The organism is Streptomyces sp. NPDC028910 (genome assembly GCF_055564955.1).
Map to the genome: position 1 here is coordinate 1 of NZ_JBVHVF010000013.1, position 20,547 is coordinate 20,547.

Below are 20,547 nucleotides of genomic sequence, written 5' to 3' on the forward strand. Positions count from 1 at the left end.
TTTTTGTTTGGGCTGTTTTTCCGGGCTCGTCCTCCCTCTTCTTTGGGGGTTTGGGGGGGGGGGGGGGCCCCCCCCACCCCCCCCCCCCCCCCGGCCCCGAGAGGATCAGACGCGGTCGACGAGATCCGCGATCGAGTCGACGACCGTGGTCGGCCGATACGGGTAGCGGTGGATGTCGCCACGGCCCGTAAGGCCCGTGAGGACGAGGAAGGTCTCCATGCCGGCTTCCAGCCCCGCGAGAACGTCCGTGTCCATGCGGTCACCGATCATCGCGCTGGTCTCCGAGTGCGCGCCGATGGCGTTCAGGCCGGTGCGCATCATCAGCGGGTTGGGCTTGCCGACGAAGTACGGGTCCTTGCCCGTCGCCTTCGTGATGAGCGCGGCCACCGCGCCGGTAGCCGGGAGCGCTCCCTCGGCGGACGGGCCGGTCTCATCGGGGTTCGTGGCGATGAATCGGGCGCCCGCGTTGATCAGGCGGACAGCCTTCGTCATCGCTTCGAAGGAGTAGGTGCGCGTTTCGCCCAAGATCACGAAGTCGGGCTCGTGGTCGGTCAGGATGTAGCCGATGTCGTGCAGGGCGGTGGTCAGCCCGGCCTCGCCTATGACGTACGCCGTGCCGCCCGGAGCCTGGTCATGGAGGAACTGAGCGGTTGCCAGGGCTGACGTCCAGATGTTCTCTTCCGGCACTTCCAGGCCGATGCGGGTCAGCCGGGCGTGCAGGTCCCGCGCGGTGTAGATGGAGTTGTTGGTCAGCACCAGGAAGGGCTTGCCCGACCCGCGGAGCTTCGTGATGAAGGCATCTGCGCCAGGAATGGGTACGCCCTCGTGCATGAGGACGCCGTCCATGTCCGTGAGCCAAGATTCGATCGGCTTGCGCTCTGCCACTGATGTCTCCGCTCTGCGGGGCCGCCCCCGGCCTGCGGGGCTCTGGTCTGTACCACCCTATCGGGGACGGCTCGTGAACGCGGTCGGCGTCCACAGCCCGGACAAGCCGTCGACCTCGTCTGAGGCGTACGGCCGACAGGGCGTACCGCGTTCGGGGTGTACGGCTGACACGTACGGCGCCGTTCCGGATGCGGAGCGGCGTGCCGCGCGTGAATCTCCTTGTCGAGGAGGTTCACCATGCGCAGTGTTCCGATCGCTGTCCGGGTCACCGGTGTGGCCGTCGCCCTGACGGCATTCTCCGCGCTGACCGCGCCCCCCGCACTAGCGGGCGAGGAGGACCGCGGCGGCCGCGGCGACCGCGGCAGCATCACGGTCGACCCGGATCCGGCCCACCCCGGAGCGCAGGTCAAGCTGCGCGTCCAGGGGTGCGACGGCACCCGGGGAGTGGCCAAGTCCTCCGTCTTCGTGGCGAACGCCGACCTCTACGGTCGCGACGGCGGCCGCGGCACGCTCTACGGCGACGCGGTGATCAATTCGCACGCCTCGCCCGGCTGGCACTCCGTCCGGGTGATGTGCGACGGCCACGAGAAGGTCAGCGGCTCCCTCCAGATCTCCCACTCCCACCACCGTCCCTCCCACCACGCCTCGCCGGTCCGGCCGGTCCACGCGGGCGGCGGCGGCATGGCCGCCGAGCTCGCGGAGGCGGGCAAGCCGGTCGCCGCGGCGAAGAAGGAGCACGGCGGTGACGGCCCGGGGCTGCCGCACACGCTGATCGGCGCCGTCCTCGCCGCCGTGGCCACGCTGGCCGTCGCGGGCCGGGCGCTGGCCCTGCGCCGCCGCCGCAGCGGTGAATGAAGGCCGGGGCGGGTGAACGAAGGCAGGGGCGGGTGAATGAAGGCCGGGGCGGATGAACGAAGGCAGGGGCGGATGAGTGAGGGCAAGTCCTCCGCCGGCGGCCGGCTGCTGACCTTCGCCGCCTGGGCGGTGCTGGTGCTCGGCCTGTGGCTGTGGGGCCGCCAGCTCACCACGGTGGCGACCCCGCTCACCGGCCACGCGGGCGGGGCGGTGGGCCCGGTACTGCCGGCCGCGCACGCCCCCCTCGCCGGAGCCCTGCCCCAGCGCGTCGACGTGCCCTCCATAGGCATCCAGGCCGCGGTGATCCCCCGGGGCCTGGACAAGGACGGCGCGATCGAGCCGCCCCCGTACGACAGGCCGGGTACGGTCGGCTGGTGGAGCAAGGGTGCCCAGCCGGGGACGGCCGGGACCGCGCTGATGGTGGGCCACGTGGACACCCGGTCCAAGCCGGCGGTGTTCTACGGCCTGAGCTCGGCGCAGCCGGGTGACAAGGTGCGGGTGGTACGGGCGGACGGTTCGGTCGCCGAGTTCACGATCGAGGACGTACGGGTCTACGAGCGCGCCGCCTTCGACGCGCACAAGGTGTACGGCCCGCGGGTCAGGGGTCGCGCGGAGCTGAGGCTGGTGACCTGCGGGGGTACCTACGACAAGGTGGCCAAGGAGTACACGGCGAACGTGGTGGTCTCCGCCTATCTGACGGGCGTGGGAGTCCGCCCGGGCACGGCGGTCTAGACACCCCCTGGCGCCGGCCGTACGGCCGTACGGCCGGGAACGAGGAAGCCCCTCGCAGCTTTCGCTGCGAGGGGCTTCCTCCGTCTGTGCGCCGCCAGGGACTCGAACCCCGGACCCGCTGATTAAGAGTCAGCTGCTCTAACCAACTGAGCTAGCGGCGCTTGCTGACAGGAAAACTCTACCCCACCTCTGAAGGTGCTCGTGACCAGCCACGCCCGCCTTGTCCGATTAGCTCACGTTTGAGCAGTTTATCGTGCACGATATGTCTGGCCGTGCCGAAGCTGATGCTTTATCAGATCCGGCTCCGGTCGACCAGTGGACGAGCAGTAGACGAGCAGTGGACGAGCAGGGACGAGCAGGGGAGTGGACGGAACCGCATGACGATGCAGCCTCCGGCGCACGTGCAGATGCCGATGCCCGCTTTCGAGGAGTACGAGCCCGCGGGCGACTGTGTCTGCCGGGGATGCGCCCAGCGCCGCCGGGACCTCGCCCGCGCGCGGGCCATACCGCTGCGTGACGGGGGTCACCCGGCCGCGTACGGGGCCCGCCGGGCCCTGGTCCTGGCCACCGCCGCGGGAGTGGTTCTGAGCGGTGGCGGCGCGGCCGCGGTGGCCGTCACCGTCCCGGTCCCCGGTCCGGTGGCCCTGGACGACCCCAGCTCCCCGCAGGGCGACCGGAGCCCCCTGCACGGCCCGAAGGGCGGGCCGGTCGGGCAGCCCGGCGCCCCGGGCAAGCCCGGCGCCGTGAAGCGGATCGACCGCACGACGATCATCAACAGGGCGAAGCTGTGGCTGGCGGCGAAGGTCCCGTACAGCATGTCCGAGTACTGGACGGACGGCTACCGGCAGGACTGCTCGGGCTACGTCTCTATGGCCTGGAACCTCGGCACGAACGAGTGGACCGGCAGTCTCGATAAATTCGCCACCAAGATCACCAAGGAGCAGCTGCTGCCGGGGGACATGCTGCTCTTCCACAACCCGGCGGACCCCAACAACGGCTCGCACGTGGTCATCTTCGGCGGCTGGGTCGACGAGACGCGGACGCACTACGTCGCCTACGAGCAGACGCGCCCGACGACGCGGAAGCTGGCCACGCCCTACGGCTACTGGAACAACGCGACGAAGTACGTCCCGTACAGGTTCAACGGGGTGACGAGCGGGGCCGCCGCCCCGGTGACCCCGCCCGCCACCCCGCCCGTTGCCCCGCCGGCTCCGGGCGTCGTACCCCCGGCCCCGCCTGCCACCCCGCCCGTAGCACCGCCTGCCCCGGGGGTCGAGCCGCCCGCGCCCGGTCCGAAGCCGGTGGACGCGAAGGCCTTCCCGGGCGCGGACAAGTTCGGCCCGGGCGCCTCGAACGACCACGTGGCCCAACTGGGCCGGATGCTGATCGAGCGCGGCGCGTACCGCTTCTACCCGAAGGGCCAGGCCAGCCGTACGTGGACCGACGCCGACCGGCTGGCCACCGAGGCCTTCCAGCGCGCACAGGGCTGGACGGGTGCGGACGCGGACGGCCTGCCGGGCGCGGAGACCTGGCGGCTGCTGGTCGAGCACCGGGGCAAGGACATCCCGCCGACGGAGGAGGCCGCGCCGGAACCGGGCGGCGTACGGGAGTACCCGGGCGCCTCGGTGTTCCGCCCGGGCCGGTCGCACGCGGCCATCGCCGACCTGGGCCGCCAACTGGTGAAGAAGGGCTTCGGCAAGTACTACACATCCGCTCCGGGATCCCGCTGGGGTGAGGCCGACCGCCGCAGCGTCGAGGCGTTCCAGCGCGCGCAGGGCTGGCGCGGCGCCTCGGCCAGCGGTTACCCGGGCCCGGAAACCTGGCGCCGGCTGTTCGCATGACGGAGGTAACGATGTTCCCCACGCACACCACCTGGACGACGGGCACCCTCCACGTGCCCCCACTACCGACCCCCCCGAAGGCGCCCCGCCCACCGGACGCGCCCCACCCGGCTGCCCGGACGGCGGAGCCCGCCCCCCACCCGGTTGCCCGGGTGGCGGAGCCCGCGTCCGCGCCCGCACCCCGCCCGGAGCGATGGAGGGCGGAGCCTGTGTCCGCACCCGCACCCCACCGGGCGCCGCAGGCGGCGGACCCCGCCCCCCACCCGGCTGCCCGGGTGGCGGAGGCCGTGCCCGCACCCCACCCGGCTACCCGTGTGCCGGAGGCCGTGTCCGGGCCCCACCCGGTTGCCCGGGTGGCGGAGGCCGTGCCCGCACCCCACCCGGCTACCCGTGTGCCGGAGGCCGTGTCCGGGCCCCACCCGGTTGCCCGGGTGGCGGAGCCCGCGTCCGCACCCCACCCGGTTGCCCGGGTGGCGGAGGCCGCGCCTGCGTCCCACCCGGTTGCCCGGGTGACCGAGGCCGTGCCCGCGCCCCATCCGGCTGCCCGTGTGCCGGAGCCCGCGCCCGCGCCTCACCCGGCTGCCCGGGTGCCGGAGGCCGCGCCCGCGCCCCACCTGGCTGCCCAGGTGGCGGAGGCCGCTCCCGCCGCCCACCCGTCGGTCCGGACGGCGGAGCCCGCGCTCGCGCCCGCACCCCACCCGGAGCGATGGAGGGCGGAGCGTGTTTCCGCACCCGCACTCGCACCCGCACTCACACCCCACCGGGCGCCGCAGGCGGCGGAACCCGCGGCGCACCCGGCTGCCCGGGGGGCGGGGTCCGCACCCGCGCCGCACCCGGTGGCCCGGACGGCGGAGCCCGGACACGGGCCCCACCCGGCGGCCCGGACGGCGGAGTCCGCTCCCGCCACCCACCCGGCGGCCCGGACGGCGGAGTCCGCTCCCGCCACCCACCCGGCGGAGTCCGCGCCCCACCCGTCGGCCCGGGTGCCGGAGGCCGTTTCCGGGCCCGACCCGGCGCCGCGGGCGGCGGGGTTCGCGCCTGGGCCCCACCCGGTTGACCGGACGGCGGAGGCGGCGCCCGCGCCCCACCCGGCGCGCCGGGTGGGCCAGGTGGATCCGCGCGAGCGCCCGGCGTGGGGGGCGGAGCCGGAGCCTGCGGTGCTTGCCGTTGCCGCGCCGCGCGAGGCGGACCCGCCGGCGCTCGTGGGCGCCCCCGCAGCGCCGGACCACGCGGTCGCCGCCGAGACCTCGTTCGGCTGGGCCGCCGCGCGCCCGGCCCAGGCTCCGCCCCGGGCCGAGGGGCGGCGGGAGGTACCGGCGGCCCGGGCCGAGGCCGAGCCCGAGCCGGTGCCCGCCTCGGCCGGTTCCGTCCCGCACCCGCAGGACGAGGCGGCCCACGCCGGGGTGGCGACCCTGCGCCTGCGGACCGCCGACGCCGAGGCCACCGCGAAGCCGGAGCCCGCCGAGCCCGAGCCCGCCGAGCCCGAGGCCGTCGTCGAAGCCGAGCCCGAGCCAGGGCCCGAGCCCGAAGAGGGACCCGAGCCCGTAGCCGCGCGCTCCGGGGTGCCCGGCCCCGGCGTGGCCGAGATCGTCGCCCAGGCCGTGTCCCGCGGTCTGGACAAGCTGATTGAAACGGAAGCCGTGCCCCACCGCAGCACCGCGGTCACCGAGGTGCCGGTGCACCTGCCCTTCCGCGGGAAGCCGAACCGAACGCCCGCCCCCGCCCCCGCCCAGCGGGCCGCAAGCCGCCCCGCAGACCGCCCCACCCCCGGCCGCCCCACCCCCGGCCGCCGGGTCCCCCGCGGTGACGACCGGCTCCGGGAGCACCGCGGCCCGGTGCTGCCCGGCTGGCTCGGCGTGACCGTCGGCGGGATCGCCCTCGCGGGCTGCATGGCCGTGCTCTGGCGGGCCGGGGCCGTCCCCGCCCCCTTCCTGGCCGCCTTCGGCGCGGCCCCCCGCGCCTACCGGGGCCTGCACGCCGTCCACTGGCCGCCGCTCGCCTTCCTCGGCATCGTCGCCCTCATCGCCCTCGGCGGCCTCGGCCGGGCCCGCTCCGGCCACGCCTGGGTGCTCACCCTCTTCGGCCGCTACCGCGGCACGGTCCGCCGTACCGGCCTGACCTGGGTCAGCCCCCTCCTGCTGCGCCGCCGGGTCGACGTACGCCTGCGCCACTGGCGCAGCGAGCCCATGCCCGCCGTCGACTCCGGCGGCCTCGCCCTCCAGGTCGTCGTCCAGGTCGTCTGGCAGGTCAGGGACACGGCCCGGGCCACCCTCGCCGTCGCGGACCACACGGCGTACCTCGCCGAGCAGGTCGAGTCGGCCATGGCCCGCGTACTGTCCCAGCTCCCCGCCGACGCCTTCCACGAGGACGCCCCGACCCTGCGCGACGCCGAGGCCGTCGGCGACGCGCTGACCCGGATGCTGGCGGACGAGACGGAGGCGGTCGGTATCGAGGTGTTCTCGGCCCAGCCGACCCGGATCGAGTACGCCCCCGAGGTCGCCGCGGCCATGCGCCGCCGCCGGGTCGCGGCGATCGACGCCAAGCACCGGGACACCGTGCTGACCTCGGTCGTGGACGCCGTGGACGACACGGTCCACCGGCTGACCTCGCGCGGACTCGTCGAGCTCGACGACTACGAACGCAAGGCGCTGGTGAAGGACCTCACGGTCGCCTTCTACACCGGCCGCTCCGAGTAGCGGCGGCGAGGACGACACGGGAACGGGTGGCCGGAAAGAACCGGACCACCCGTTCTCCATTGGTATGGACATGGCCAACTCCCGTCAATAATCTGGAACTTGGTCTAGACCTGAAATCCCCACACGCACACACCAGCGCGCGCGCTCTCGTCGAACTCCCCCCACGTTCAAGGAGCATCATGCGTAACGTCCGCATGCCCGGACGGGCCGGCGTCGCCGCGCTCGGCCTCGGCCTCGTCGCCGGAATCACCCTGCTCGGCGCCCCCACCGCCAGCAGCCACGGCTACACCGACACCCCCATCAGCCGCCAGAAGCTCTGCGCCAACAAGGCCGTCCCCGACTGTGGCGCGATCCAGTGGGAGCCGCAGAGCGTCGAGGGCTACAAGGGCTTCCCGGCCGCCGGCCCCGCCGACGGCAAGATATGTTCCGCCGGCCTCTCGCAGTTCGCCGAGCTCGACAATCCGCGCGGCGGCGCCTGGCCCACCACCAGGGTGACCAGCGGCCAGAGCTACGGCTTCCGGTGGCAGTTCACCGCCAACCACTCCACCACCGACTTCAAGTACTACGTCACCAAGAACGGCTGGACCGGCACCCGCGCCCTCACCCGCGCCGACCTCGATCCCCAGCCCTTCCTCACCGTCGCCTACAACGGCGCCCGCCCCGCCATGACCACCGTCCACCAGGGAGCCATGCCGAGCGGCAAGACGGGCCGGCACCTGATCCTGGCCGTCTGGACCGTCAACGACACCCCGATGGCCTTCTACGCCTGCTCCGACGTTCAATTCTGACGGAACGTCAGCTACCCTCCGGCGGCATGCGGACGACGACTCCACCCGGCACCGTCGCGGAGCTCATAGCGCGCCAATGGGGCGACCACCGGCCCGGGCTGAAGCACGAGGAAGGCATCCTCACCCACCACCGGACCGCCCAGGAGGCCGCCGCGCGCGCCGCGCTCCTCGTCGACCTCATGCCTCCGGGGGCCGAGCCACACCTCGGGATCCTGCTCGACAACACCCCCGAGTTCCCCTTCTGGCTCGGCGCGGCGGCCCTCGCCGGGGCCGCCGTAGCCGGGATCAACCCCACCCGGCGCGGCCCGGAGCTGGCGCGCGACATCCTGCACACCGACTGCCGGATCCTGATCACCGAGCGCGCCCACCTGCCCCTGCTGCGCGGCCTCGACCTGCCGGGCGTACGGATCCTGGTCACCGGCACCGAGGAGTACGAGGCCCTGCTCGCCCCCTACGCGGCCGCCAAGCCGGGCGAAGCGGTGCTCACCCTCCCCGGACCCGCCTCCCGGCTCCTCCTCTACTTCACCTCCGGCTCCACCGGCGCCCCCAAGGCCGCGATCTGCACCCAGGGCCGGCTCGCGGGCGCCGGTTCCGCGCTGGCCCGCCGCTTCCGCGTGACCCCGGACGACGTCCACTACGTCTGCATGCCGCTCTTCCACGGCAACGCCGTCATCGCCGACTGGCTCCCGGCGCTCGCCGGCGGGGCCGCGGTGGCGCTGCGCCGGCGCTTCTCGGCCTCCGCGTTCCTGGAGGACGTACGGGCGTACGGGGCCACGTACTTCACCTACGTCGGGCGGGCGATCCAGTACCTCCTGGCCACCGAGCCCCGGCCCGACGACCGCGCGCACACCCTGCGGCTCGGCTTCGGCACCGAGGCCGGGGCGGTGGACGCGGCGCGCTTCGCCGAGCGGTTCGGGGTCCGGCTGGTGGAGGGCTACGGGGCCACCGAGGGCGGCGCCTCGGTCCAGCGGACGGCGGACACCCCGCCGGGGGCCCTGGGCCGGGCGGGCGCGGGGGACGACCTGGCCGTGATCGACCCCGAGACGGGCAGGGAATGCCCGGCAGCGGTGCTCGACGGGGACGGCCGGCTGCTCAACGGCTCCGCCGCGATCGGCGAACTGGTCAACCGAGGCCGAAGCCTCTTCGAGGGCTACTGGCGCAACCCCGAGGCGGAGGCCGAGCGGACCCGGGACGGCTGGTACTGGACGGGAGACCTCTTCTTCCGCGACGCGGAGGGCTTCCTCTACTTCGCGGGCCGTACGGACGACCGGCTCCGGGTCGACAGCGAGAACCTCGCCGCGGCGGTGATCGAGAACATCCTGGCCCGGTGGGCGGACGCGGCGGCGGTGGCGGTGTACGCGGTGCCGGACGAGGTGGCGGGGGACCAGGTCATGGCCGCGCTGGCCCTCCGGGAGGGCGTGGACTTCTCCCCTCCCTCATTCGAGGCGTTCCTGGCCGCGCAGCCGGACCTGGGCACGAAGATGGCCCCGCGGTACGTCCGGATCGTCCCGGCGATGCCGGTCACCGCGACGAACAAGGTCCACCGCGCCTCCCTCCGCCGCGCCGCCTTCCGCTGCCCGGACCCGGTCTGGCACCGCTCCCCGACCGGGCACTACCACCGCCTGGACCCACCCGCACTATCCGCCCTGCTCGCCCAGTACGAGACCCACGGCCGCCGCCCCCTCCTGGACCGCTAACGATCACGCGGCGCCGGGCACTATCCAGCCGTGCCGGGCACACTTCAGCCGTGCCGGGCACACTTCAGCCCCGCCGGCGTTTGAGGCGCGGGGTCTGGGGCGGAGCCCCAGGTCTTTGAGCCGCAGGCGGCACATTCGGCCCCGCCCGGGCCATCCAGCTGTGCCGGGCACACTTCAGCCCCGCCGGCGTTTGAGGCGCGGGGTCTGGGGCGGAGCCCCAGGGGGTTGAGCCGCGCCGGCGCGGGTTCGGGCAGGCCCGGGGGTGGGGGCAGGCATACCCGTCGACGCCCCCTGGGGGCATGGTCCAGGCGGGCCGCCCCCGGCTAGCTTGGCCGGATGGACGACCCCGCCCGCACCCTCTGGCAGGCCCTGGCCCGCGGCCACTACCTCCGCTCCGCCTGGCCCTGGCGCGCCGCCGGCTACCTCGCCGGCAGCGCCCTCACCGGGCTCCCGCTCCTGCTCGCCCTCACGCTCCTCGCCGGCGTCGGCGCCACCCTCAGCCTCGCCCTCGTCGGCCTGCCCCTCCTCGCCCTGCTCGGCCTCGCCGGACTCCCCACCGGCGCCATCGAGCGCCGCCGCCTGCGCCTCGTCGACCTCGACCCCGCCCCCGGACCCACCGCCACCCCCCACCGCACGCCCGCCGAGCCCGGCCTCCTCGCCTGGGCCCGCCTGCGCTACCGCGAGCAGGCCACCTGGCGGGAGCTCGCCTACGCCGTCCTGCACGGCTTCCTCCTCTGGTGGATCGACCTCACCGTCCTCGCCACCCTCCTCGGCGTCCCCCTCCTCCTGCTCACCACCCCCCTCCAACTCGCGCTCGCCGGTGACGGCGAGGTCAAGGTGGTCAAGCTCTGGCTGGTCACCTCCTATCCGGTCGCCTTCGCCGTCTCCGCCGCCGGGGCGGTTCTCCTGCCCGTCCTCCTCTACCCGCTCGGCGCCCTCGCCGGGGCCCGCGCCGCCCTCACCCGCGCCCTCCTCGCCCCCCGCGAGCGCGAGCTCCAGGGCCTGCTCGCCGAGGTCACCCGCTCCCGCGCCCGTCTCGTCGACGCCTTCGAGGCCGAGCGCCGCCGGATCGAGCGCGACCTCCACGACGGCGCCCAGCAGCGGCTCGTCGCCCTCACCATGACCCTCGGCCTCGCCCGCCTCGACGCACCCCCCGGCCCGCTCGCCGACCAGCTCGCCACCGCCCACGACGAAGCCGCCAAGGTGCTCACGGAACTGCGCGAGCTGATCCACGGCATCCACCCCCAGGTACTCACCGACTACGGCCTCACCGGCGCCCTCGCCGACATCGCCGAGCGCTCCGCCGTCCCCGTCGACATCGACCTCGGCACCGACCTCGGCACCGGCCTGCCCCGCCTCCCGGAGTCCGTCGAGGCCGCCGCCTACTTCGGCGTCTGCGAGGCCCTCGCCAACATCGGCAAGCACAGCGACGCCACCCGCGCCTCCGTCACCGCCCGGCACGCCGGCGCCGCGCTGCTGATCGACGTACGGGACGACGGACGCGGCGGCGCCGACCCGGCGGCCGGATCCGGGCTGACCGGACTGACCGACCGGATCGCGGTCCTCGATGGCACACTGACGATCACCAGCCCGCCCGGCGGGCCGACCGTCCTGAGCCTGGAGATCCCGTGCCCGGTGAGCCGTCCCGTGAGCCGTCCCGCGAGCAGCCCCTGAAGATCGTCCTGGCCGAGGACGGAGTCCTGCTCCGCGAAGGACTGGTCGGTCTGCTGACGCGTTTCGGCCACCGGGTGGAGGCCGCCGTCGCCGACGCGGACGAGCTCCGCACCGCCGTCGCCGCCCACGACCCGGACATCGTCGTCACCGACGTACGGATGCCGCCCGGCTTCACCGACGAGGGGCTGCGGGCCGCCGTCGAGCTCCGGGCCGCCCGTCCGAGCCTGCCGGTGCTGGTGCTCAGCCAGTACGTGCAGCGCTCGTACGCCGCCGACCTGCTGGACTCCGGCGACGGCAGCGGCGTCGGCTACCTCCTGAAGGACCGGGTCGGGCAGGTGCAGCAGTTCCTCGACGCGGTGGTCACGGTGGCCGGCGGGGGCACGGTGGTGGACCCGGAGGTCGTACGCCAGCTCCTGCGCCGGCGGCGCGATCCCCTCGCCGCGCTGACCCCGCGCGAGCGGGAGGTGCTGGGCCTGGTGGCGGAGGGGAGGTCCAACGGGGCCATCGCCCGGGAGCTGGTGGTGTCCGAGGCGGCCGTCGGCAAACACATCGGGAACATCCTGGGAAAGCTGGACCTGCCGCCCGCCGAGGAGACCCACCGCCGGGTGCTGGCGGTCCTCGCGTACCTCCGCGGGTAATGGTTTTGAGCACCCCGGAGGACCAGGTAGTATTTTCTCTGTCAGCAGGCGCCGCTAGCTCAGTTGGTTAGAGCAGCTGACTCTTAATCAGCGGGTCCGGGGTTCGAGTCCCTGGCGGCGCACCTGTCCTTCGGGCGGTTTCCGGTTCACCGGGAACCGCCCGAAGTGTTTTCCGGCCCGCATCAGGCCCTCGTCCGGTCCGCATCAGGCCCGCAGCCGGCCTGCAACCGGATCAGAGCGTGAGCGACAGCAGCAGCGGCGCCGCCTTCCGGTTCAAGGTGTCCGCCGCGGCCCGCAGCCGGTGCGCGTGCTCGACCGGCATCGACAGGGCCAGGCAGCCCACCGAGGCCCCCGCCGTGATCGGAACCGCCGCGCACACCGTGCCCACGGCGTACTCCTGGAGGTCGAGCACCGGCACGGTGGCGGGCTGGGCGTCCAGCTTCGAGAACAGGATCCGCTCGTTCACGATCGTCTTCGACGTGAGCCGCGCGATCTTGTGCCGGGACAGGTGGTCGCGCCGCCCGTTCAGGTCGAGCTGCGTCAGCAGGCACTTGCCGACCGCGCTGGCGTGCGCGGCGGAGCGGAAATCGACCCACTCGTGCACCTTCGGGGTGCGGGGGCTGTCCGCGAACTGTGTGATCCTGACCTCGCCGTCCACGTACCGGCTGATGTAGACGGCCGCGCCGACCGAGTCGCGCAGCCGGTCCAGCGTCTCCTGGAGCTTGTCCGTCAGGGCCTGCTGGCGGTCGATGCCGGACCCGAGCAGGACGAGGGAATCCCCTATGGCGTAGGCGCCGTCGGACACCTGCAGGACATAGCCCTCCCGGCGCAGCATGAGCAGCATCGGGGCGAGATGGACTGCGGGCAGGCCGGTCTCACGCGCGATCTGCACGTCGGTCACACCGCCGGTGTGCCGCGCGATCGTTTCGAGTACGCGCAGTGCGTACTGCACCGAGTGGAACGGCGCGGTCGGCTCGGGCTTCAGCGCCACGGTTTCCCCCTACCAGGTTGTTACCGCTTGCCCTACCACGATAGCCATCAAGCGGCCCATGTGGAGCGCCTGTTGAGGAGATTGATGGCTCAATCATGTCTCCCCGCCTGGATCTACTCCGTTGGCATATGCCATGGTCACGCGCACCGCCCCCGCGGTGCCGGGAATGCCCGACGTCCGCCCACGGTTCGAGTTCTTCGTACGGATGAACGAACGAAACGAACGAGACGGGAGCGACGATGAGTGACACCGGGGACGCACATCGACCGGGAGGCGGGGCAGCCCCGGGAGGCGGGAACGGGATCCGCGGCGCCGCGCGGGGCCGGGCGCCCGTGCCGCTCTCGGTCCTGGACCTCGTCACCGTCGGCGCCGGCAGCACCGCCCACGACTCCCTGCGCACCAGCGTGTCCCTCGCCCGGCTGGCCGAATCCCGCGGTTACCACCGCCACTGGGTCGCCGAGCACCACTCCATGCCCGGCGTCGCCAGCTCCTCGCCGGCCGTGATCCTGGCCCACCTCGCCGCGCACACCTCCCGCATCCGGCTCGGTTCGGGCGGGGTCATGCTGCCCAACCACGCCCCGCTCGCCGTCGCCGAGCAGTTCGGCACCCTGGAGGCGCTCGCCCCGGGGCGGATCGACCTCGGGCTCGGCCGGGCCCCGGGCACCGATGGCCGCACGGCCGCCGCGCTGCGCGGGCCCGGACGGCTCGACGAGGCCGCGGACGAGTTCCCCAAGCGGCTCGTGGAGCTCACCCGCTTCCTCGACGACGACTTCCCCGACGGGCACCCGTACGCCCGCGTGCACGCCGTACCGGGTCCGGTGCAAGGTCCCGCCGGACGGCCGCCGCTGTGGCTGCTCGGCTCCTCCGGCTTCAGCGCCCGGCTCGCCGGTGAACTCGGCCTGCCCTTCGCCTACGCCCACCACTTCTCGGCGGCCGGCACCCTGCCCGCGCTCGACCTCTACCGGCAGAGCTTCCGCCCCTCGGCCGTCCTGGACGCCCCCTACGCCGCCATCGGGGTCTCGGCGCTCGCCGCCGACACCGACGAGGAGGCTCGCGCCCAAGTGCTCACGGGCGCACTGTCGATGCTGCGGCTGCGCAGCGGGCGGCCCGGGCTGGTCCCGACGCCCCGGGAGGCGGCGGCGTACCCCTTCTCCCCGCCGGAGCGGGAGTTCGTGGACGGCTGGCTCGCGAACATCGTCCACGGCACCCCCGACGAGGTCCGCACCGGACTCGACGACCTCGCGAAGCGGACCGGCGCGGACGAGCTGATGCTGACCGCCAACGCCCACAGCGGGGCGGCCCGGTTGCGTTCGTACGGGCTCGTCGCAGATGCGTACGGCATGCCGGTGGAGGCACCCGCCGCTGATTGACCGCACGTGAACCGGGTTCGGCTGGTTCGTTGCGGAAACCGTGCGAGGGGCTGCCTGAAGGCAGCCTTAAACCGCTCGTCACCCGGGGTGGCGAGCGGTTTCTGATGTGCGCTCAGGTCTCTGACGAGGGCATTTGTGTCGAGAGTGGTCTAGTCCTTCTTTGGTCCGAACCATTGACGCGGAGCTGCGGTGATCGCTATCACTGCTCTCACCCGAACTCTTGCTCTCTCCTCCCACCCCACCGGAGGCAGTTCATGCACATCCGTAAACCCCTCATCGCTGCCGCCGCCACGGCCGCGCTGGCAGCCGGAGCGCTTGCCTCCTTCGCGGGACTCGGCACGGCCCAGGCCGCGCCCGCCGCGCCCGCCGCCGCGGCGGGCGGCGTCCGCATCGCCTACTACGACCAGTGGAGCGTGTACGGGAACGCCTTCTACCCCAAGCACCTCGACACCCGCGGCATAGCGGGCAAGCTGGACGTCATCAACTACTCGTTCGGCAACATCCACCCGACCGACCTCACCTGTTTCGAGGCGAACAAGGCGGCGGGCGACGACAACAACCCCAACGCCGGTGACGGCGCGGGGGACTCGTACGCCGACTACCAGAAGTCCTTCAGCGCGGCCGACAGCGTGGACGGCGTCGCCGACACGTGGAACCAGCCGATCGTGGGCGTCTTCAACCAGTTCAAGGAACTGAAGGCCAAGTACCCGCACCTCAAGATCAACATCTCGCTGGGCGGCTGGACCTACTCGAAGTACTTCCACGACGCCGCCAAGACCGACGCCTCCCGCAAGAAGTTCGTCGCCTCCTGCATCAAGCAGTACATCAAGGGCGACCTCCCGGTGGAGGGCGGCTTCGGCGGCCCCGGCACCGCGGCCGGCATCTTCGACGGCATCGACATCGACTGGGAGTACCCCGGCTCCTCCGGCGGCCACCTGGGCAACCACTACGGCCCCGAGGACAAGCAGAACTTCACCCTGCTGCTCCAGGAGTTCCGCAAGCAGCTCGACGCCGAGGGCGCGGCCAACGGCGGCAAGAAGTACCTGCTGACGGCGGCGCTCCCGGCCGGCCAGGACAAGATCAAGTACATCGAGACGGACAAGATCGGCGCGTACCTCGACTACGCGAACATCATGACGTACGACATGCACGGCGCCTGGGACGGCGACGGGCCCACCTACCACCAGTCCCCGCTCCAGCCCTCGGCGGCCGACCCGACCGACCCGATCGCCCCGGGCACCGAGAAGTACAGCATCGACAACGCCATCGACTCCTGGATCGACGGCAACGCGGCCTACGGCATCGCGGGCGGCTTCCCCGCCGACAAGCTGACCCTGGGCTACGAGTTCTACTACCGCGGCTGGAAGGGCGTCCCGGCGGGCACCACGGGCGGCCTCGCCCAGAGCGCCACCGGCGCCTCCGCCGCCCGGCCCACCAGCCAGCAGGCCGGCATCGCGCTCTACAAGGAGCTCGGCGGGATCGTCGACAACCCGGCGACCACCTTCTGGGACGACCGGGCCAAGGCCTCGTACTTCTACAAGGACGGCGAGTTCTTCACCGGCCTGAACCAGCGGTCCATCCAGGCCCGCGTCGACTACGGCAAGCAGCGCGGCCTCGCCGGCGCGATGATGTACTCCCTGCTCGGCCTGGACGCCAACACCACGCTGCTGAACCAGATCTCGGACGCCCTCGGCTCCACCACGCAGCCGCCGGTCACCACGCCGCCGACGACGACCCCGCCCACCACGACCCCGCCGACCACGACGCCGCCCACGGGCTGCGGTTCGACCCCGGCGTACGTCGCGGGGACGATCTACACCGCGGGCAACGAGGTCTCCCACAACGGCCGCAAGTGGAAGGCCCAGTGGTGGACGCAGAACGAGACACCGGGCACCACCGGTGAATGGGGTGTCTGGAAGGACCTCGGCGCCTGCTGATCGCCCCCCACCCCGCGCCGAGCGCACCCCGCCCCGCACCCCGGCATCCCCGGTGCGGGGCGGAGGTGTGTCACATGGTTGTGGGATTCCGGACACCGGTGCGTGTCGGGCCCGTTACGCTCGGCTACACGGCCGAATCCGGCTCCGACTCTGCCTCTGCTTGGGGGTGACCGTCCCATGGTCCAGGCCCGCGATCTCGATCCCAGCGCCTCACCGCTGGACTACTACGGCTACGAACTGCGTCGCCTGAGAGAGGCGGCGGGGCTGAAGCAGCAGCAGTTGGGCGACATCATCTACTGCACGGGCTCGCTGATCGGCCAGGTGGAGAACACGAAGCGGGTGCCGACCCGCGACTTCTCGGAGCGGGTGGACGCGGCGCTGGGCACGGACGGCACGTTCTCCCGTCTGGTGGGGCTGGTCCTGCGGAGCGTGCTGCCGAGCTGGTTCCAGGCGTACGCCGAGATGGAGGCCAGGGCCACATACATCTCCACGTTCCAGGCGCAGCTCGTGTATGGCCTGCTCCAAACCGAACCGTATGCCCGGGCGGTGCTCGGCGCATGGAATGAGAAAGATCTCGACGCGAGGGTGGCTGCCCGCATGGAGCGGCAGCGGATCCTAGACGGCGAGAACCCGCCACTGATGTGGGTGGTGCTGAGCGAGGCCGTGTTGCATCAGGAGATCGGCGGCCAGGAGGTCATGCGGAACCAACTCGCCCACTTGCTGGCCCTGCGGAGGCGGGAGTGGGTGAAGGTGCAGATCCTTCCCTTCGAGGCGGGCGCGCATGCGGGGCTGCCAGGCTCATTCACCATGCTGCGTTTCGATGGCGACCCGGACCTTGTCTATACCGAGGACTTTGTCCAGGGTCATATGACGGCCAATCCACAGGCTCTCAGGGAAGGTTCGCTCCGTTACGATCACATGCAGGCCGCCGCGCTCTCCGTGGAGGACTCGGCGGCACTCATCGCCCGCGTAATGGAGGAGCGCTATGGACACCAACCAGTACCTGACGGGCGCAAAGTGGCGTAAGTCCTCGTACAGCTCGGACACTGGCGGCGAATGTGTCGAGTGCGCCCCGCTCGGCACCGCCGCCTGGCGCAAGGCTTCGTACAGTGGCGACACCGGCGGCGATTGCGTCGAGGTCGCCTCCCAGCCCTGCCTGGTGGGCATCCGGGATTCCAAGAACCCGGAAGGTCCCGCCTTCACCGTGGCCCCGGAGGCGTTCACCACCTTCGTCCGCAGCCTCTGAGGCAGCAAAGGTGGGGGCGGGGAGCAGCTCCGCGCAGCGGCTCCCCGCCCCCACCACGCGGGCCGTCAGCGCGCCTTCGGGTCCCTGTGGCAGTAGGCCCACATCCCTGCCACGGCGATGACCGCCGTGTACAGGCAGAACACCACGGTCGCTGCCGAGGGCGACAGGTGAGAGCCGACGAGTGCCCGCACGAAGGACTGGTCGTCGCCGGAGTAGGCGGAGGCATCGGTGAGCATCGCCCGGCCGGCAGCGAAGGGCAGCCAGTTCCCCACACCGTCGAGGCCCGGCAGATGTCCGAGCAGTCCGCCGACGATTCGCTCGCCGATCAGCGGCCACAGGACCAGGACGAGGACGGGAACGACCCGGCTGCGCAGCAAGGCGATCAGAGCCATGCACAGCAGCGCCCAGCACCCCATCCAGAGGACGAACCGGCCGGCCGGCGCCAGGACCTGGGTCCAGGCCGGCTGTGAAATACCGGAGACGGCCAGAGTCGCCGCGTAGGACAGCGCTCCCAGCAGGGTGCTGGCGGCTGCCGCGGCGGACCCGACGGTGAAGCCGACCGCGCATTTCGCCGCGTAGGCGGTGCGGCGCCCGTTCACGGCCAGCCAGGTCGTCCGCGCGGCGCCGGTGACCAGGTCGGTGGAGACCGGACCCGTACCGAGGACGAGCATGAAGAAGCCCAGGGCCGGGATCTGGGTGGCGAGTGGTGCCCAGGTGATCGAGTCCGCCGCTGTCGCCGGGCTGGCAGCGCTCTGTGCGTCGAGGTCCAGGATGACGGTGAGGCCCGTCAGCAGACTGAGCAGGGTGACGACGCCGAGCAGGATCCAGGTCGAGCGCAGAGCGGCCAGGTGCCGCCATTCGTACCGGCAGGCCCTGGAGAACGCGAGGGCGGGTGCGACGGGCGCAGGGGTCTTCGTCGTGGCGGGTGTCACGAGATCTTGAACTCCTCTTCCGCGACTTCGAGGTAGAAGTCCTCCAAGGAGGGTTTCTCCTCGTGAAGCCAGTACAGGGGTACCCCCGCCTTCAGCGCGAGCTCGCCGATCCGTACGCGGTCCAGGCCGGTGATGGTGGCGTTCTGTCCGCCAGTGGGTTCGAGGTGCCCGCCGTGTGCCGCGATCACCGCGGACCACTCATATTCAGCCAAGAAGGGGATGCGGGGCGGGCCGGTCGGGCTGTGCGGCGGCCGAGGCCGTGGCCGCCACCTGGCGGCCGATCATGCCGGCGATCACGTCGGGGGCCACCGCGCGCGAGTAGAGCCAGCCCTGGCCGGTGTCACAGCCGACGCGCCGCAGCCGGGCCGCCTGCCCGGCCGTCTCCACGCACTCCGCGGTCACCGTCAGGCCGAGCCGGTGCGCGAGCTGGACCAGGGCCTCGACGATGGTCTCGTCGGCCGGATTCGGGTGCGTGCCCTCCTCGTAGCGGAAGCCCCGTACGAAGGAGCCGTCCAGCTTCAGTACTGAGACCGGCAGCCGGCTGAGGTAGGCGAGGTTCGAGTAGCCGGTGCCGAAGTCGTCGATGGCGATCCGCACCCCCATGTCGCTCAGCGCCTGGAGGGCCTGCAGCGGCCGGCCGGCCGAGCCCATCACCGCCGACTCGGTCAGCTCCAGCTGCAACAGCTGCGGCGCCAGGCCCGTCTCGGCCAGGATCTCCGCGACATCGCCCACCAGGTCCGAGTCCCACACCTGCCGCACGGCGACGTTGACCGACACGAAGACCGGCGCGTCGCTGGGCTGTTCGATCTGCCAGCGGCGGGCCTGCCGGCAGGCGGTCCGCAGCACCCACTGCCCCAACTGGACGATGGATCCGTCCTCTTCCGCAATTCCGATGAACCGATTCGGCGTCAGCGTGCCGAACTGCGGGTGGTTCCAGCGCACCAGGGCCTCGACCCCGCGCAGCGCACCGCTCTCCAGGTCCACCAGCGGCTGGTACTCCAGCGCGAACTCCCCCCGCTCCACGGCCGGCCGGAGCGTGGAGCTGAGCGCCTGCCTCGTCATGCGGTGCGCGTTGCGCTCCGGGTCGAAGAGGGTCCAGCGGGCCTTGCCGTCCGCCTTGGCCCAGTACAGGGTCGTGTCGGCGGCCTGCATCAGCCCGGTCGCCGAGGTGCCCTCGGCCGCCCGCTCCACCACCCCGATCGACGCGGAGACCGACAGCCGCTGCCCGGCCAGGTCGAAGGGCTCCTGAACGGCGGTCAGTACGCTGCGCGCCAGGTCCGCGAGCTGCTCGGTGCCGGTGGAGTCCTCGACCAGCAGGGCGAACTCGTCGCCGCCGAGCCGCGCGACCAGGTGCCCGCCGGTGCGCCCGTATCCGGACTGGTCGGCGCACTGGGTCAGGCGGGCGGCGACGGCGGTCAGCAGCCGGTCGCCGACCCGGTGGCCGAGGGTGTCGTTGACGGCCTTGAACCCGTCGAGGTCCAGGTAGCACAGCCCGATCCGGCCGGTGCCGCCGCCGTGGTCGTACGAGGAGGCCTCCAGGGCGGCGGAGAGCCGCTCGAAGAACAGCGCCCGGTTGGGCAGCCGGGTGACCGGGTCGTGCATCTGGAGGTGCCGCAGCCGGGCCTGGAGGTCGCGCCGGTCGCTGATGTCCGAGACGGACAACAGGACGTCCCCCGTCCCCGGTACGGGCCCGAGCGTGACCTCGGTCCACAGCGAGTGCCCGTCGGGGTGCTTGAGGCGGCGGGTGCAGCGCAGCCGGGCCTGCCGGCCCCGCAGCACCTCCTGGTACGCGGCCCAGGTGCGGGCCTCCGCGGCCAGGTCCACCAGGTCGGCGGCGCACCGGTGGACGAGCGCGTGCGGCTCGCTGCCCAGCAGCCCGGCGAAGGCCTGGTTGGCGGCGACCACGTAGCCGTCGCGGTCCACGACCGCCATGGCGAGGTGGGCCGCGTTGAAGGCGGCCCGGTAGTCGCGCAGCTCGGACTCGGTGGCGCGATAGGACGCCCCCGAATTGGCTGAAATGCCGGAGGTCGACGGCACTGCCGGCACTGCCGTGTGACGCTCCGTAATGGCCGATCGGATGCTGTCGGCCGCCGAACCGGTTCCTTCTGAGGTTCCGCTCACCGTTGGCTCCCGCAGTGTTCGTGAGTGTCCGTGCAGGAAAGTCTGCCGATCATAGAGGCTGCCGGGAGGCCCTATCCAGCGGCGTCGCCGCGCGGGACGCGGGAGTTCGGTGCGATGACGGATCGTCGGACCAAGATCGCTTGA

At 72.7% G+C, this 20,547-nt stretch carries 17 protein-coding genes and 2 tRNA genes; 13 read left to right on the forward strand and 6 right to left on the reverse strand.

The genetic code is table 11. The features are described 5' to 3' along the window. Positions 1 to 105: 105 nt before the first annotated feature. A complete protein-coding gene (locus ACZ4TV_RS17510) occupies positions 106 to 885 on the reverse strand; it encodes an HAD-IIA family hydrolase (protein ID WP_468135526.1) in 780 nt (259 codons plus the stop codon). Between the two features lie 237 nt (positions 886 to 1,122). On the opposite strand from ACZ4TV_RS17510, the gene ACZ4TV_RS17515 reads away from it, so the two are divergent. Next, positions 1,123 to 1,740, forward strand: coding sequence for a hypothetical protein (locus tag ACZ4TV_RS17515; RefSeq protein ID WP_468135528.1), 618 nt, complete (start codon positions 1,123 to 1,125; stop codon positions 1,738 to 1,740). 72 nt (positions 1,741 to 1,812) lie between these two features. Continuing rightward, a complete protein-coding gene (locus ACZ4TV_RS17520; protein ID WP_468135530.1) occupies positions 1,813 to 2,472 on the forward strand; it encodes a class F sortase in 660 nt (219 codons plus the stop codon). An 87-nt stretch (positions 2,473 to 2,559) separates the two neighbouring features. Here ACZ4TV_RS17520 and ACZ4TV_RS17525 read toward each other — a convergent pair. Further along, positions 2,560 to 2,633 (reverse strand) — tRNA-Lys (locus ACZ4TV_RS17525). A gap of 246 nt (positions 2,634 to 2,879) precedes the next feature. On the opposite strand from ACZ4TV_RS17525, the gene ACZ4TV_RS17530 reads away from it, so the two are divergent. From ACZ4TV_RS17530 to ACZ4TV_RS17560, 7 genes are all read left to right on the forward strand, one after another. After that, positions 2,880 to 4,313, forward strand: a complete 1,434-nt coding sequence (locus ACZ4TV_RS17530; protein ID WP_468135686.1) for a peptidoglycan-binding protein — start codon at positions 2,880 to 2,882, stop codon at positions 4,311 to 4,313. 1,157 nt (positions 4,314 to 5,470) lie between these two features. Beyond that, complete coding sequence (locus tag ACZ4TV_RS17535) at positions 5,471 to 7,009, forward strand: SPFH domain-containing protein (protein ID WP_468135532.1); 1,539 nt, start codon at positions 5,471 to 5,473, stop codon at positions 7,007 to 7,009. 194 nt (positions 7,010 to 7,203) lie between these two features. Then, positions 7,204 to 7,797 (forward strand): lytic polysaccharide monooxygenase auxiliary activity family 9 protein, encoded by a 594-nt coding sequence (locus ACZ4TV_RS17540; RefSeq protein ID WP_468135687.1) that lies wholly within the window; start codon positions 7,204 to 7,206, stop codon positions 7,795 to 7,797. A 26-nt stretch (positions 7,798 to 7,823) separates the two neighbouring features. Then, positions 7,824 to 9,494, forward strand: a complete 1,671-nt coding sequence (locus ACZ4TV_RS17545; protein ID WP_468135534.1) for an AMP-binding protein — start codon at positions 7,824 to 7,826, stop codon at positions 9,492 to 9,494. 336 nt (positions 9,495 to 9,830) lie between these two features. Further along, positions 9,831 to 11,168, forward strand: a complete 1,338-nt coding sequence (locus ACZ4TV_RS17550; protein ID WP_468135535.1) for a sensor histidine kinase — start codon at positions 9,831 to 9,833, stop codon at positions 11,166 to 11,168. After that, on the forward strand, positions 11,123 to 11,806 hold the full coding sequence (locus tag ACZ4TV_RS17555) for a response regulator (RefSeq protein ID WP_468135537.1): 684 nt from the start codon (positions 11,123 to 11,125) through the stop codon (positions 11,804 to 11,806). Before ACZ4TV_RS17550 ends, ACZ4TV_RS17555 begins: the two co-directional genes overlap by 46 nt. A gap of 48 nt (positions 11,807 to 11,854) precedes the next feature. Next, positions 11,855 to 11,928, forward strand: a tRNA-Lys gene (locus tag ACZ4TV_RS17560). Between the two features lie 110 nt (positions 11,929 to 12,038). Here the strand turns inward: ACZ4TV_RS17560 and ACZ4TV_RS17565 are convergent. Next, a complete protein-coding gene (locus ACZ4TV_RS17565) occupies positions 12,039 to 12,797 on the reverse strand; it encodes an IclR family transcriptional regulator (protein WP_030388591.1) in 759 nt (252 codons plus the stop codon). Positions 12,798 to 13,036: 239 nt separating this feature from the next. Here ACZ4TV_RS17565 and ACZ4TV_RS17570 point away from each other — a divergent pair, with 239 nt between their 5' ends. The 4 genes from ACZ4TV_RS17570 to ACZ4TV_RS17585 all read left to right on the forward strand — a co-directional run bounded on the left by ACZ4TV_RS17570 (position 13,037) and on the right by ACZ4TV_RS17585 (position 17,350). Beyond that, positions 13,037 to 14,167, forward strand: coding sequence for an LLM class flavin-dependent oxidoreductase (locus tag ACZ4TV_RS17570; RefSeq protein ID WP_468135539.1), 1,131 nt, complete (start codon positions 13,037 to 13,039; stop codon positions 14,165 to 14,167). Between the two features lie 254 nt (positions 14,168 to 14,421). Further along, a complete protein-coding gene (locus ACZ4TV_RS17575) occupies positions 14,422 to 16,104 on the forward strand; it encodes a glycosyl hydrolase family 18 protein (RefSeq protein ID WP_468135541.1) in 1,683 nt (560 codons plus the stop codon). A 177-nt stretch (positions 16,105 to 16,281) separates the two neighbouring features. Next, positions 16,282 to 17,130 (forward strand): helix-turn-helix domain-containing protein, encoded by an 849-nt coding sequence (locus ACZ4TV_RS17580; protein WP_468135543.1) that lies wholly within the window; start codon positions 16,282 to 16,284, stop codon positions 17,128 to 17,130. Beyond that, entirely contained in the window at positions 17,090 to 17,350 is a 261-nt protein-coding gene (locus ACZ4TV_RS17585) for a DUF397 domain-containing protein (protein ID WP_468135545.1), read from the forward strand. Before ACZ4TV_RS17580 ends, ACZ4TV_RS17585 begins: the two co-directional genes overlap by 41 nt. 65 nt (positions 17,351 to 17,415) lie before the next feature. On the opposite strand, the gene ACZ4TV_RS17590 is transcribed toward ACZ4TV_RS17585, so the two are convergent. Genes ACZ4TV_RS17590 through ACZ4TV_RS17600 form a run of 3 tightly spaced genes read right to left on the reverse strand, consistent with a single transcriptional unit; the run spans position 17,416 to position 20,301 of the window. Beyond that, a complete protein-coding gene (locus tag ACZ4TV_RS17590; RefSeq protein WP_468135547.1) occupies positions 17,416 to 18,282 on the reverse strand; it encodes a hypothetical protein in 867 nt (288 codons plus the stop codon). Then, positions 18,279 to 18,494, reverse strand: a complete 216-nt coding sequence (locus tag ACZ4TV_RS17595; protein WP_468135549.1) for a hypothetical protein — start codon at positions 18,492 to 18,494, stop codon at positions 18,279 to 18,281. The genes ACZ4TV_RS17590 and ACZ4TV_RS17595 overlap by 4 nt, the downstream gene beginning before the upstream one ends. After that, complete coding sequence (locus tag ACZ4TV_RS17600; RefSeq protein WP_468135688.1) at positions 18,487 to 20,301, reverse strand: putative bifunctional diguanylate cyclase/phosphodiesterase; 1,815 nt, start codon at positions 20,299 to 20,301, stop codon at positions 18,487 to 18,489. The genes ACZ4TV_RS17595 and ACZ4TV_RS17600 overlap by 8 nt, the downstream gene beginning before the upstream one ends. Positions 20,302 to 20,547 lie beyond the last annotated feature (246 nt).